At 69.6% G+C, this 13335-nt stretch carries 11 protein-coding genes and 3 pseudogenes; 11 read left to right on the top strand and 3 right to left on the bottom strand.

Features of this window, described 5'->3' with window-relative positions:
* Positions 1-1176 precede the first annotated feature (1176 nt).
* From BM536_RS07300 to BM536_RS07325, 8 genes and pseudogenes are all read left to right on the top strand, one after another.
* On the top strand, positions 1177-1785 hold the full coding sequence (locus tag BM536_RS07300) for an ABC transporter ATP-binding protein (RefSeq protein WP_073494240.1): 609 nt from the start codon (positions 1177-1179) through the stop codon (positions 1783-1785).
* Positions 1782-2647 (top strand): annotated as a pseudogene (locus BM536_RS07305) (ABC transporter permease). Before BM536_RS07300 ends, BM536_RS07305 begins: the two are co-directional and overlap by 4 nt.
* 16 nt (positions 2648-2663) lie before the next feature.
* Positions 2664-3365: pseudogene (locus BM536_RS07310) on the top strand (squalene/phytoene synthase family protein); the annotation flags it as partial.
* Positions 3366-3368: 3 nt separating this feature from the next.
* Positions 3369-3611: pseudogene (locus BM536_RS44280) on the top strand (type II toxin-antitoxin system PemK/MazF family toxin); the annotation flags it as partial.
* A 232-nt stretch (positions 3612-3843) separates the two neighbouring features.
* Positions 3844-4089 (top strand): helix-turn-helix domain-containing protein, encoded by a 246-nt coding sequence (locus BM536_RS42505; RefSeq protein ID WP_245873307.1) that lies wholly within the window; start codon positions 3844-3846, stop codon positions 4087-4089.
* A gap of 49 nt (positions 4090-4138) precedes the next feature.
* Entirely contained in the window at positions 4139-4336 is a 198-nt protein-coding gene (locus BM536_RS42510; RefSeq protein WP_245873316.1) for a helix-turn-helix domain-containing protein, read from the top strand.
* Entirely contained in the window at positions 4333-4941 is a 609-nt protein-coding gene (locus BM536_RS07320) for a transposase (protein ID WP_425444613.1), read from the top strand. Before BM536_RS42510 ends, BM536_RS07320 begins: the two co-directional genes overlap by 4 nt.
* A 403-nt stretch (positions 4942-5344) precedes the next feature.
* Positions 5345-6355: a trypsin-like serine peptidase gene (locus BM536_RS07325; protein WP_094102707.1), complete on the top strand. Its 1011-nt coding sequence runs from the start codon at positions 5345-5347 to the stop codon at positions 6353-6355.
* A gap of 435 nt (positions 6356-6790) precedes the next feature.
* Here the strand turns inward: BM536_RS07325 and BM536_RS42515 are convergent, their stop codons facing one another.
* The 3 genes from BM536_RS42515 to BM536_RS07340 all read right to left on the bottom strand — a co-directional run bounded on the left by BM536_RS42515 (position 6791) and on the right by BM536_RS07340 (position 9508).
* Positions 6791-6940, bottom strand: a complete 150-nt coding sequence (locus BM536_RS42515) for an ATP-dependent DNA ligase (protein ID WP_245873308.1) — start codon at positions 6938-6940, stop codon at positions 6791-6793.
* Positions 6941-7155: 215 nt separating this feature from the next.
* Positions 7156-8085: an ADP-ribosylglycohydrolase family protein gene (locus tag BM536_RS07335; RefSeq protein ID WP_094102708.1), complete on the bottom strand. Its 930-nt coding sequence runs from the start codon at positions 8083-8085 to the stop codon at positions 7156-7158.
* A gap of 718 nt (positions 8086-8803) precedes the next feature.
* On the bottom strand, positions 8804-9508 hold the full coding sequence (locus BM536_RS07340; RefSeq protein ID WP_073494243.1) for an alpha/beta fold hydrolase: 705 nt from the start codon (positions 9506-9508) through the stop codon (positions 8804-8806).
* Between the two features lie 224 nt (positions 9509-9732).
* Here BM536_RS07340 and BM536_RS07345 point away from each other — a divergent pair, with 224 nt between their 5' ends.
* The 3 genes from BM536_RS07345 to BM536_RS07360 all read left to right on the top strand — a co-directional run bounded on the left by BM536_RS07345 (position 9733) and on the right by BM536_RS07360 (position 12879).
* A complete protein-coding gene (locus BM536_RS07345) occupies positions 9733-10179 on the top strand; it encodes a DUF4383 domain-containing protein (RefSeq protein WP_073494245.1) in 447 nt (148 codons plus the stop codon).
* Between the two features lie 586 nt (positions 10180-10765).
* Complete coding sequence (ku, locus tag BM536_RS07350; RefSeq protein ID WP_094102710.1) at positions 10766-11707, top strand: non-homologous end joining protein Ku; 942 nt, start codon at positions 10766-10768, stop codon at positions 11705-11707.
* Positions 11708-12573: 866 nt separating this feature from the next.
* On the top strand, positions 12574-12879 hold the full coding sequence (locus BM536_RS07360) for a hypothetical protein (protein ID WP_073494921.1): 306 nt from the start codon (positions 12574-12576) through the stop codon (positions 12877-12879).
* Positions 12880-13335 lie beyond the last annotated feature (456 nt).

The following is a 13335-nucleotide window of genomic DNA, read 5'->3' on the forward strand; positions in this document are numbered from 1 at the left end:
CGAGCGCATTCCGACCTCGACGGCGGCAGCGGCGGATTCGGCTGGCACATGATCCGCCGCTGGCCTGATTCCGTGCCGAGCCTGTCTCCGGCTACCTGGGCGGATCGGTGGTCTCGGTGTGGGAGCACATGGCGCCGCTGGTTGCAGTGGAACGGGCCCGGCGGGCACACAGTGCGCTGCCGGATTCCAGCAGGTGGCAGCTGTACTTCGAGAATCTCTACCACCTGGTTCGGGAGACGCCTGCCGAGCAGGCTCGGGCGGGGACGCCGCTGTGGCGGCTGTCCAGCCGGTGACGGACCGTCCGTGCAAGGGTTCGTGCACGCAACTCTCTGAGCGGTGGTGAATCCGACAATTCTGTGACAGACGTGGGTGGTTCGGGCAGGGTCAGGTCATGGTCGCTCTTCGTTCCCGCCGTCCGGAAGGGCTCTTCGGGGCCCGGCTGGACGCGCTCTCGTCGTCGGCACGGCGCTCGCGTCGCACCTCCCAGCCCCGCCGTCGGTCCGGGCAGGCACGCTGAAGAGCGGTCCGGGATCGCACCGCTGCAGCCCTCTACGGCCGTATCGAACATCTCGCTCGTTAAATCCGCCGGCGGCGCGTTCGGGCGGCCAAGCAGCGGCACGATCCGTCGAAGGCCCTCTCCGGCTTCGGCCCACAGGGCCATCGGCCGCTCCGAGGATCCTTCGAGGACGACGTCGCCCTCCGGACCTTCTTCGGTGCGGACCCTCGACAGAGTGCCGACGCCTTCCTCGGGGTGGTCGGGCATGAACGCATGGACGGTCTTGCACCCAGGCACGTCTTCCACGCCGAAGATGTGCCCGGTGCCCGGCGGCAAGCGCCGCACTCAGATCGTGCAACTCCTGGCCGCCGCCGTCGTTGCGCAGTCGGAACGTCCACGCAGCGGGCGCACCATCGACCTCGGCAGGTGAGCAAGTGAACACGCGCGGGTTCGCAGAATCTTGGCGAGCACAGGTGAGTAACCCGCGCGCCGGTCGCCGGTTGGGCAAGCGGCGTGGACGGGTTCGCCCACAAGCGAGCCGTGGGCTTGGCTGTCCGAAGTGCTTTGTGTGCCTCTGGCGCCGACGGCCGTCGGCATGGGCGGCGTGTCTGTGACGCGTCGCAAGCGTTAGGCCATCCGGTCACGGTCGGTCCGGATGACGAGGGGGGGAGGAGACGGGCGTGGAGATCAGGGATGTGCATCATGCCTACCGCCAGCGTGTGGTCTTGCGGGGCGTTGACCTGCGGCTTCGGGCCGGAACTCTGTGCGGGATCGTCGGGGAGAACGGCGCCGGCAAGTCCACGCTGCTGAAAATTCTGTCCGGGGAGCTACGGCCCACGCATGGATCGGTCCGTCATAGCGGCCGCTTCGGCTACTGCCCACAGCACGTGGTCCTCAATGACGCGCTGACCGTCCGGCAGCACCTGACGTTCTTTCAGACGGCCTACCGCCTCACCGATGTGCGCTACGCCGAAGAGATCATGGACGTGCTGGGCTTCACTGGATACGCCGATGAGCGGGCCGGGGTTCTCAGCGGCGGTACGCGGCAGAAGTTGAACGTGACGCTGGCGCTCATGCACGATCCGCAGGTTCTGTTGCTGGACGAGCCGTATCAGGGTTTCGACTGGGACACCTACCAGCGGTTCTGGGATCTGGCCGCGCGGCTGCGGGATGCGGGACGCTCGGTCCTGGTCGTCTCCCACCTCGCATACGACACCGAGCGCCTGGACGAGCTGTGGCGCCTGGACAGCGGAATGCTGCGCGCGGAAAAGGCGGGGGCCGCCGCGTGAGGTTTCACCTGACCCGCTTTGCTGTCGCCACCCGGTTCACGCTCATCGAACACGGCCGCAACCGGTTCGCCATGGTTCTGGTGATCCTGTTCGTCCCGGTGTGGGCCTCCCTGGCGTACCTGGCGATGCCCGACACCCCGACCCGGATGCGGCTTCGCGCCACCGGGGAAGCATTGGCCCCGCACGGCAATGAACTGACCGCGATCAGCGGAGCGCTCAACGCCGTCACCCTGATCACCGGTTTCATGATGTTCGCCGCCACCTTCTCCGGCAGCGGCTTCGACCGCCGCCTGGCGATGGCCGGCTACCCCCGCGCCCACCTCGTCCTGGCGAAAGTCACCGCTCTGGCTCTGGTCTCGGCGGCGGTGGCCGCTTATGCCACCGCGGTCATCTGCTTGGCCTGGACCCCCGCCAGCCTCTGCTGCTCGCCGCCTCCCTGTTCTGCGCCGGACTCACTTACGGCGCTCTGGGAGTCGTCTTCGGGTCCCTGCTGCGCCGGGAAGTCGAGGGGATGTTCGCCATCGTGATGACCAGCATCATCGATCTCGCGCTGCAGAATCCCATCACCAGTTCCGGGGCCGGCAACCCACTCATGCGCTACCTGCCCTCGTACGGGGCCATGCAGGCCAGTACAGCGGCCGGATTCTCCACCAGCCCGGTCCCCGGACATCTGGCCCTCCAGCTGACCTGGTTCGGGCTGGCCGCCCTTGTCGCCCTGCTGGGCTTCCGCCACAGCACCCGCAACTGCCTGCCGACCGCCTCCACTGCGCCGTCCGGGCCGGGAAGCAGCAAGACCGATACTCCCGCACCGCGCCAAACGGCCAGCCCATTGGCCACGACGCCCGACACGGAAGCACACTGAGGTCCCAGCTCCCGACATGCACACCACCACGTATTCCACGACGGCAGACCTCGACGCCGCTCTGCCGGCACAACGAGGCCGACCCACCCACCACCCGCCCATCGGCGAAGCCCCGTCCCTGCGAGCGGCGTACCGGCTGTGCCGGCGCACCACACGAGTGCATGATCCCGGGATCTACGCCCTCATCCAGCTGATGCCGACCGTGCTGCGCCCGCCCTGCTGGGCCTTGTGGGCGGCAGCGAGCGTCCTGGACGACCTCGCCGACCAGCAAGACGCTCAACAGGCCGACCGGGAAACCCGCGTCCAAGCGTGGTCCCAAGCCCTGCAGTGCGACCTGGCGGCCGGCACCAGCGCGGATCCGGTCCGCCATGCCCTGGTGGACACCGCCCTGCGATGGCGTCTGGATCTGTCCAGCCTCCAAAGCGCCATGACAAGCACACGCGACGACGTCCGAGGCCAGCATTTCGCCGACTGGGCCGCGTGGCGGGCCTGGTGCAACGGGGCAATCACAGCCTGGGTCGACCAGGTACGGCACCTGTTCGAACGGGCCGGAGCGCCGATGACGTTCCGGTTGGACCGGCAGCAGGACTACAAGCGGTTCATCGACGGCGCCCAGCTCACCGACACACTCACCGACCTCAGCGCCGACCTCGCCCAGGGCGACCTGCTCCTGCCGCAGGAGGCCCTGGACGCCTTTCCCGGCGCCGAGGACGACCTGCGGCAAGGGAACCCGTTCGAAGGCGTGCTGCGGCTCGCGTTCCCGCGTCCAGGCTTCACCCCTTGCACGTGGCTGACCACTGTGTCTCGGGACGACCTGATAGAGCGGGCGGCCGTCCTGTCCTCGGCGAAGCTCAGCGAGATTGACGATGCCCTCCGACTCGCTGAACAAGCGCAGGAGCAGACCCCGGCGACGACCGCGAAGCTCAGCGAGATGAGGGACGCCCTCCGTCTCGGTGAACTCGGGTGGAGGGAGAAGAAGCCGACGGCGTGGGCGGTTTCGGCCAGATGGTCGCCGCTGTCCGACTGTCGCCTCGGCGCCCCTCAGCATCGAGATCACGATCTACGGCTGGAGTGCTGACCTGCTCAGTTCAGCTCATGATCCGCCAACTGAGATTCTCGGTCACACCAGGGCCATGAGATGCCCCCAGGGCGGTGGTGGCACGCCGCAGGGCCAAGCCGCGCGGGAGCGGGTGCGCATGCTGGCCGTCGATGGGTTTGCGCGGGGTGAGAAGAACACGGTGATCGCGAGAGAACTGCGGGTCAGCGTCCGGTCGGTGCAACATTGGCGCCGGTCCTGGCGCGAGGGAGGGCGACAGGCCCTGCGCCCGTCGGGGCCGGCCAAGCGGCCGAAGGTCGGCGACAGTGACTTCGCCGTGCTCGAGGCACTGTTTCTGGATGGCGCGATGGCGCGATGGCGCGATGGCGCGGGGCTGGGCGGATGAGCGGTGGACGCTCTCGCGGGTGCGGGTGTTGCTCGGGGACCAGTTGGGGATGTCGTTGTCGATCCGCGGAGTGTGGGAGTTGCTGCGGCGGCAGGGCTGGTCGTGTCAGCAGCCTGCCCGGCGGGCGGTCGAGCGGGACGATGCGGCGGTGGTCGGCTGGGTGAAGGAGTCCTGGCCCTGGGCAAAGCCACCGCGGCGGCGCTCGGGGCATGTTTGGTCTTCGAGGACGAGGCCGCTGTCTCGATGACGTCGCACCGCGCACGCACCTGGGCACCCAGAGGGAGCACGTCCGCGGTTCGGTTCAATGGCGCTTCCCGTGGCCGCATCCCGATGGCCACACTGGTGTGCTTCAAGGCCGGCGAACGCAGCCGGCTGATCTACCGTCCTCGCATCCAGGGCCATCACCGAGGTGCCCACCATTGCTTCACCTGGCAGGACTACCGAGATCTTCTCGTGCGGGCTGGCCTTCAGCTCGGCGGTCCCGTCGTGGTGATCTGGGACAACCTGAATGTGCACCGCTCCAGTCGATTCCGTGAGTACGCGGCAGAGCACGACTGGCTCACCATCGTCCAGCTGCCCAGCTATGCGCCCGACCTCGATCCGGTCGAGGGCATCTGGTCCTTGCTCCGGCGCGGCACTACCGCAACGTCGTCTTCACCGACCGCGACCACCTCGTCGCATCGATCCGCAGCGGCCTGCGCCAGATCCAGCGGAAACCCCACCTCGTCGACGGTTGCCTCGCCGAAACCGGCCTCTCACTCAATACGACAACTCCACGGAAAGCTGAGTAACACCCAAGTCGCCGTCGGAGGACCGCAGTCCGACCGGGGCTTACTCGGCGTCGGTGGGTAAGCCGTCGGCAATCCGGTTGCCACCCGGCAAAACGCGGGTGGGGAGACACAGGTCGTGCGCACGGACCACAGTCCTATGCGCAGGCGTCGGGCCGCTGCATCAACGGCGTCAACGAACCAGGGCAGTACTCCCTGCACCCGTAGTGGAAATGATTTCAAGACACCCTGAGGGGCGGCCTGATGGACAGCGGCCGGGGCGCGCGGGACCGCGCGGTCCTGACCACGACGTCCTGTGCCGGGACCGGCCGACCAGGGGGCGGTTTCGGCCATCGTTTGGCATGTTCCTTTCACAATCATGCTCGGTCGGGCACGCTGCTCCACTGTTCGCTCCACTCCGACTCGCACCGTCTGTTGTCCCGGGAAGCCGACCTCGGCGCCCGGTCCCCACCGCAGAAGGAGTACGTGTGAGAGGCATACCTCGCGTCACCGGAACTCGTGGATCCCTCCCCGGCGCCCTGGTCGGCGTTACCGCGCTGTTGACGACCGGCCTCCTGGCCGCACCGGCCGGCGCCGCCCCGTCGAGGCCCGACGCCGCTGTGCGCTCGGTCTCCGTCGACGCACAGCGGCACGCCCAGCAGTTCTGGACGCCCGAACGGATGAAGGCGGCGACGCCGCTCGACCTGGTGACCGTCGCCGACCGCGTCGACCGCGGCTCGGCTCCCGCCCAAGGCCGGAAGATCACCGTCGACCCCACCACGCCAAAAGCAGCACCCGTCGACGCGGGGGTCATGGCCTTCCCCAGCGGCGGCGGGCAGTGGACCGGCGGGGGTGCGGTCCTCTCCACGGCGGGGCGGGTGTTCTTCACCTACCAGGGCCGTACGGCGTCCTGCTCCGGTAACGCCGTCACCAGCTCCAACAAGAGCACGGTGATCACGGCGGGCCACTGCGTGAAGCTGGAAGGGGCCTGGCACACCAACTGGGTCTTCGTCCCCGGCTACCACGACGGCCAGGCGCCCTACGGCAGGTGGACCGCGTCGAAGACCCTGTCCACGCCGCAGTGGACGGCGAGCGAGGACATCAACTACGACATCGGCGCCGCCGTCGTCGCCCCGCTGGACGGAAAGCGGTTGACGGACGCCGTCGGCGGACAAGGGCTGGCCTTCAACACCGGCTACAACCTCGCCATGTACTCTTTCGGCTTCCCCGCGGCGTCGCCGTACAACGGGGAGAAGTTCATCTACTGCAGCGGCACCACCAACCGGGACTTCCTCCTGTCCAACGACCACGGCATGACCTGCAACATGACCGGCGGTTCGAGCGGCGGGCCGTGGTTCACGCAGTTCAACGAGTCCACCGGCGCGGGTCTGCTGTCCTCGGTGAACAGCTTCAAGTACAACTTCCTACCGAACCGGATGTACGGCCCGTACTTCGGTGCCGACGCCCAGAACCTCTACCAGACAGCTCAGTCGTCCTGACGACAGGCCCGGCCGAGACCCGCGACCACGGGCACCCACCCCGATCGTGGCTCTCGGCCGGGCTGCGGATGGTGTTCCCGGTGACGGCCTCCACAGTGCGTCCCTCCCGCGCTGTCGCTGACTGCGGCTGGGTCGGAAGATCACCACGGGCGGGGAAGCCCTCGGGGGCGATGAAGTACGTGTTGAGGCCGGGTATGTGTCGAGGAGCTGTGCACCGACACCGGCACCGTCGCGCAGACGCGCTGGGCGGGAATAGGCGGCGGAGAACATGTAGGCGGCACGACCCCGAGGAGGAACAGCCGCTGGGCCAAGCCGATGGTAGACGTCTGGCTGGAGTTGAGGATGAGGGAGGGCAGGATGGGCGGCGCGGCGCAGCCGGGGATCGGGCGCGCTCACCGGTCTTGCGCGTCGGCGGGCCGCCGCGCCCGGCCGCCGTCAGCGCGGCGGCGACGTCCAGCAGGGGACGTCGGCGTTGGAGAGGTCGGGGCGGGCACGGTGCAGGCGTGCGGGGTGGAGCCACAGGCCGGAGGCGTCACGCGCGACATCGACACCGACTTCCGCCACCAGCTCGGGCTCCACCAGCATGACCTTCAGCGTCTCCCGGCTGCCCCATCCGGCACTGAACGACCAGCCCCTCCATGGATGACCGCGCCGGGCCGGGGCGAGCAGTCTGGCAACCGTGCTGCGGCGTCCCATACGAGCAGCTCGCCGTTTATGTGAGCTACCACATCTGTCTCATCAACAGCCCTTTATCTGAGGGCCGGAGTTCGTGGAGAGTGCGGAGCAGCACCCGACCCGGTTCAGCCTCCGAGGCGGTGTGCAAGGTGGAGCAGATCTGCCAGGTGCAGCACCCGTCCGTCGAAGCCTGGGAGGGGGACATGGAGCGGCTGGGTCCAGCGCGCGGGGATTGCATCCAGCCCGTAGTACGCCCCCGCGAGGCCTCCGGTCACCGCGGCGACGGTGTCCGTGTCACCGCCGAGGTCGATCGCCGCGCGTATCGCGTCTTCGAAGCTGGTTGTGGTGCGCAGGGCCCAGACGGCGGAGCCCAGGCAGGGCCAGACGGCACCGTTGAACTCGGTCGCCTGATCGGGGTGCCAGTCGGGCGCGAGGACGGTGGCGTAGCGGCCGCGGTGGTCGGGGTGGACAAGGGCCAGGATGTCCGGGAGCGCGGCGAGGGGGTCGGTGTCCTCGAACGTGAGGCGGATGAGTTCGTGGAAGATCGCGGTGCCCTCCCAGGCCGCGCGGTCGCCGTGGGTGAGGGCGGCGATGCGGTGGGCCGCATCCATGGTGGCCCTCTGGCCGGCGGGTGCGAAGTGAACCGCGGAGGTGGATGCCCGCATCAAGGAGCCGTTTCCTGCGGCTCGTTGGTTGACTTGGAAATGAATCGCGGCGGCGAGGTCCCAGGGCATGCCGTTGGTCAGGACGTCGTCGGTCTGCAAGCCGATGCCCTTCGGTTCCGATGCCGCCCACCGCTGGAAGCGGACGAAGATGTCCGGCAGATCCAGTCCGCCCCGCTCCAGCAGCGACTCCGCGACCAGGACGGCCATCTGCGTGTCGTCAGTGGCCTCGCCGGGGTCCCAGCCACCGCCTCCGCACATCTCGCCACCGGCACCTGGCGCGGGAAACCGCGCGGAGAACGCTCCCGGGGGGCCAAACTCGAAGGGGGCGCCCAGGGCGTCGCCCACCGCTGAGCCGACGACCGCGCCGGCCGCTCGCTGAATCCGCTTCATTCGCGCAGGTTATCCGCGCCGTGTCGACGGCCGCACGGCCCTATTTCCTTCCTCGGCTCCCCGAAGTATCGGCGGCGAACGCGTCTCGTCTACGGAGGTGCACCCGCCTGAGACACCTTGGGTCTGAGACACCCGTACAGGTCACATAATCCCGTCCAGAGCGGTTGCGTCCGGCAGCTGCGCGGCACCGGCCCCAATCTCCGGAAACGCCGGAAGCATCTGAGTGCCACGCCTGGAGCGCAGCACCACCCGGCCCACGCCTGGAGCGCAGCACCACCCGGCCCGCGCCTGGAGCGCAGCACCACCCGGCCCGCGTCCCCGGAGAGCAGGGCCCTGAACCCGTCCCCCTTCGGCTCGCCTGCTCAGCCCGGCTTCAGAGCCGGATCAGGCACGGGGGTGGCCAGCATCGGCTCCGGCCCTGGCAGCGTCCACGTCGCGCACCATGCCTTCCACCTAGCCCATCGGCCGCCCGGGTGACCGCCATGACCGGTCTTGGTCGGGGCCGTGGTGGGGCGTGAGCGGAACCCTCGACCATGCCGTCCCCGGCGGCGTCCACAGCTGGTCAGCCGGTCACCGGGTCAAGCCTCGCCCTCGGCCTCGTGCCCGGAGTCGGGGCGGCCGGGACGATCCGAACGACAGGGCCAGGGCAGTCGTGATCCCGTGGACGGGGGCGGGTCGCCGTGGGCGGGTCGCCCCGCCGCGGTTACGCGCACGGGCGTCAGCGCGACCGTCCGGGCACCCGGGCCAGCAGCGCCGCGGTCGCGGCCGGATGCGTGTACGGAAAGGCGTGCGCCCCCGGCATGCGCACCGCCCGGCCCTCTTCTGCCCGGCGGGCCAGCTCGCGGGTCCAGTCGGGCGGGCAGAGGGCGTCGTTCTCTCCCGTCACCACGGTGACCGGGCAGGAGACCGAGGCGATCACATCCTCGGGCGCGTCCGTCTGCGCCGAGCGCACGCAGATCGCCAGGCGCCGGGGACCGGCGGCCAGGTAGGAGGGCAGCAGGGTCGGGACGACGCCGGGGGACTCGTGGACGGCCGTGCGGGCGAACGCGGCGAGCAGCGGCCGCACGCGGCGCAGCCGGGGCGGGAACGTGGGAGCCAACAGCACCAGGGCCCGTACCCGTTCGGGCCGGCGCAGGGCCGCGTGCAACGCCACCTGGGCTCCCGTCGAGTGCCCGGCCAGCACCACCGGCCCGTCCGGAACGACGGCCAGCCACCGGGCCACCAGGTCCGCGAGCCCTTCCAGCGTCTCCGGGCAGGCCGGTCCCGAAGGGTCGCCGAAACCCGGGACGTCCAGCACGCGTACCGCTCCGGAACGGGCGCAGCGGGCCCCCGTCCGCAGCAGGTAGCCCGGCGCTCCCAGGCCCGGCACCAGGACCAGCGGGCCGCCGTCGCCTTCGCCCTCGTCGAGGCGGGCCGAGCCCACGCTCCTCACGCTTGCTGACCCGACGCGGTCATGGCGGACGTACGGCGGGGACCCGGCTCGGTGCGACATGACGGGCGGGTTCCCGCTCCGCGCCGGTCCATGGATCACGAGCCTGTTCCTCGCGCTGACAGTGCGTGGTCCGGGAAGGTGAGTCGCGCGGAGTCTGGGTACTCGCGGCGCACAGGCGCTCACGACGATGCGCCCCCGGCAAGAAGGCCACGACCATGAACACACGTACACCCATGACGAGTGCCCGTACTCCTGTCCAGCAGGCGGCGCTGCTGGTGGGAGCGGTGTTCTTGCTGGTGGGAGTCCTGGGGTTCATCCCCGGGATCACCACGGACTACGACACGATGAAGTTCGCCTCGCACGATTCCGGAGCCGAACTCTTCGGGATCTTCCAGATCTCCGTCCTGCACAACATCGTCCATCTCCTGTTCGGCGTCGCGGGCCTCGTCATGGCCCGTACCGCCTCCGGCGCCCGCACCTACCTGCTGGCAGGCGGCGCCATCTATCTGGTGCTGTGGCTGTACGGCCTGTTCGTCGGCCACACCAGCGACGCCAACTTCATACCGCTGAACAATGCCGACGACTGGCTGCACTTCGTCCTCGGCATCGGCATGATCGCGCTCGGCGCGCTGCTCACACGGCGCACCGCCCGGCGGATCTGACCGCCAAAGAGGTCGAGGGCATCGCAGCGGACGGCCGCGGCGGGTACTGCCCGCCGCGGCCGCCCGGCTGTCCGGGCGCGGGGTTCCGGCAGGTCGGCCCCCCCGCTGCTGTTGCCGTTCGGGCGGACGGGGACCTGGACGCGCATGACCGACCTCCCTCGTCGCCGCCGACTGCGGCAGAACCGGGCCCTGTGGCTGCTGGACCGGCTGGAACGGTACCGAGGGCCGATTCGTTGATCGACACGTCGCGGGCAGGGATCACCTGTCCGCGACGGAGGCAGCCGGACCGCCGCCGGCCTGCCTGGTCATGCTGGCGGGCTCGTCGGTCGGGTGGTCGCCGGCTCCTAGGGTGCGGCGCTGGCTGGGGGCGTCCACGGTCCCGTAGCTGGTCCAGGTCGGGGAGGTGGCTGCCGGGCAGTGTGACGAGCAGGTGGGCCTGGGCGGTGCGGATGCCGGGGGCTGACGTCTGGGGGCCTGTGCCCAGTGTGCGACGCACCTGATCATCGTAGGGGCGCCCCTGCCGTGTGCGGGGTGTGCGGGCCGCTCATAGTCTGGGGGTGGCTCGGGGCTACTGCGGAGGTTTGCCATGCCCCGAACGATCTGGTCCGGTGCCATCAGTTTTGGCCTGGTCACGGTGCCGATCAATGTGGTCAGTGCGACGGAGGACCACAGCATCCGTTTCCACCAGTACCACCTCGAGGACGGCGGCCGGATCCGTACGCGGAAGGTGTGCGAGCTGGAGGACCGTGAGGTGGGCCAGGGGGAGATCGGCAAGGGCTACGAGGTGACCAAGACGCAGGTCATCCCGATCAGTGACGAGGAGCTGCGGGATCTGCCGCTGCCGACGGCGAAGTCGATCGAGATCGAGGCGTTCGTACCGCTGGAGTCGGTGGACCCGATCCGGATCGGCGAGGGCTACTACCTCCAGCCCGCGGGTCAGGTGGCAGCCAAGCCCTACAAGCTGCTGCGGCAGGCGCTGGCGAGGTCGGCGAAGGTCGCGGTCGCCAAATACGCCTGGTCGGGGCGTGAGCGGCTGGGGCTGCTGCGGGTGCGCGACGACGTGATCGTCCTGCACGCGATGCGCTGGCCCGACGAGATCCGCGACCCTGCCGAACTGCTCCCGCCGCCGGTGGAAATCTCCCAGGATGAGATCGACGGCGCGCTGGCACTGATGGACACCATGACCCGCGACGACCTGGAGGGCGAGGAGTTCCGCGACACCTACACCGATGCCCTGGCGCAGGTGATCGAGGCCAAGCAGGGCGACAAGCCGCTTCCGGAGGTTCCGCAGGCGGAGGAGCCGGGCAAGGTGCTGGATCTGATGGCGGCGTTGACGGAGTCGGTGAGCCGGGCGAAGGCCGCCCGCGGCGAGACGGGCGACGCCGACGTCCACGACCTACCGAAGAAGCAGACGGCCGTCAAGAAGACGGCGAAGAAGACCCCGGCCGGCAAGACCACGCAGAAGACGACCGCGTCGAAGAAGACGGCGGCGAAGAAGACCGCGGGCCGCAGACCACGCAGCGCCTGATGCATCGGACCCGGCCTCGAGAGAAGAATGTGAAGTGGGCTCCGTCCTGTGTCCCCCGAGCCGGTGCGGGAACCCGCGGCCTGCCCCGGCTCGGGGGTGGGAATGTCTGCCGGCGTGGGTGCGTTGTAGGCGGCGTGGTGGTGAAGGGGACGGTGTCCCCGGGCCTCACCTATTGCCTGCAGGGAAGATCGTTCGGCTGAAGCCCTGCAGAGCGTTCCGCCGCGTAGGCGACCCCCTTCACGACCACACTTTCGTCGCAGCCCCTGCCCCGGTGCCCCACCACGGCAGGGGCTGCACATGTGTCCGGAAGGTGCGTGACCGCGCTGCGGCTGGGGGCGCCGTGCCGGTCATGGACGACTGCGCGCACCTTGACCTTGACGAAATCGTTTTCGCGCCCGTGCAGTACGACTAGGAGCGGATCCTCTGCTGACGCTGGGGGAGGCCCCCGCGCCGCTCAGAGTCCTGCGGACGGCCGTCGCGCAGGGCCTCGAGGTCCAGCGGGAACCGGTCGGCAAACGCGTCACCGCCCGCCTCGCCCTGCCCGACGACCCCGGCGGATACGTCACCGGACGCCGCCCCCATTAACAGCCGGCGCTCCCGTCGGCCTCACCACCCTTTCCTGGCGGCCTGCCTGCAGCGGCGCGCTGCCGGCAGGCGAGGGCGGCGGAGGGAAAGGGTCGGGGCGGGGCCTGCCGCACTTTACGATCGGCGCCCCAGCCGAGGTGGCGTTCGGTTTCGTGCACGACGGTGCGCCAAAGCGGGAGGAGGCAGAGGCAGCGCACAAGACCAGCGACCGGCGCCCCTTCCTCCGTACGTGAAGCACCTGTGCCCGAAACCGTCAGGATGTGTGTGGATAGGCTTCGGCGGTGACCGCTGATGCCGTGGAGAAGCTGCTCGCTGATGTGTGCGGGACGTTGGCCCGTGCCGGCTTTGACGTGGCGTCGGCCGGTGATGAGGGCAGCCCCGGCCTGCGGGTGCGGAGGGATACGGACTCGGTGCTGGTGGGATGGGTGCCCGGCAGCGAGTTAGATCCTGCGGGCCGGGAGGATACCGAGTTCGAGGGCATTCGTGCAGCTCTGCGGTCGGCGCTGCTGGCGATCCTCACGCAAGCCGGTCATCCCGTGCAGGTGGACCACGCGAGCGGTGAGGTGCGGGTCAGGCTGCTTGCATGACCCTGGGCCGCGGGATCGACCCGCGTTGCCCTCAGAGCGTGGGGCAGTTCGAACGCCGGCGGGCGGGGCGATGTAGGACCCGAGTCCCGGAGCCCCGCGCCGCTTCGACGGGTCCGGCACCCTCCTGAGCGGGCAGCCGACTCGCCGCACGGCCCTGCCGGGAGCACGCTGGGAGGCGTGACCAGCGCGCCGATCGTCGTACACCAACCCTCCCGAACCGGTGGCCGGGGTGTCACCGTGCACTCGCACGGCCGGGACGAGATCCTCGGCACCGCTTACAGCGACCACGACTTGGTGGTGTCCTTTCAAGCGGCGGGCGTCGACGAACCCGAGGCAGTGTTGGACGATCCGCGGTGGATGGAATGGCGCGGAGGCCGCCCACACGAGTGGAGAACGGCCTGAGCGGGGCCGCTCCAAACCGACCGCGCACAGTGTGGTGGCATGGTGTACGGGTTC

Origin of the sequence: Streptomyces phaeoluteigriseus (assembly GCF_001896135.2) — a bacterium.
GTDB classification, from domain to species: domain Bacteria; phylum Actinomycetota; class Actinomycetes; order Streptomycetales; family Streptomycetaceae; genus Streptomyces; species Streptomyces phaeoluteigriseus.

Excerpts from the sequence above, each read along its gene's own strand:
- BM536_RS42510 (WP_245873316.1), top strand. The coding sequence starts at position 4,139 with ATGTCGTTGTCGATCCGCGGAGTGTGGGAGTTGCTGCGGCGGCAGGGC.
- BM536_RS07320 (WP_425444613.1), top strand. The coding sequence starts at position 4,333 with ATGACGTCGCACCGCGCACGCACCTGGGCACCCAGAGGGAGCACGTCC.
- BM536_RS42515 (WP_245873308.1), bottom strand. The coding sequence starts at position 6,940 with ATGCTGGTGGAGCCCGAGCTGGTGGCGGAAGTCGGTGTCGATGTCGCG.
- BM536_RS07335 (WP_094102708.1), bottom strand. The coding sequence starts at position 8,085 with ATGAAGCGGATTCAGCGAGCGGCCGGCGCGGTCGTCGGCTCAGCGGTG.
- BM536_RS42505 (WP_245873307.1), top strand. The coding sequence starts at position 3,844 with ATGCTGGCCGTCGATGGGTTTGCGCGGGGTGAGAAGAACACGGTGATC.
- ku (WP_094102710.1), top strand. The coding sequence starts at position 10,766 with ATGCCCCGAACGATCTGGTCCGGTGCCATCAGTTTTGGCCTGGTCACG.
- BM536_RS07345 (WP_073494245.1), top strand. The coding sequence starts at position 9,733 with ATGAACACACGTACACCCATGACGAGTGCCCGTACTCCTGTCCAGCAG.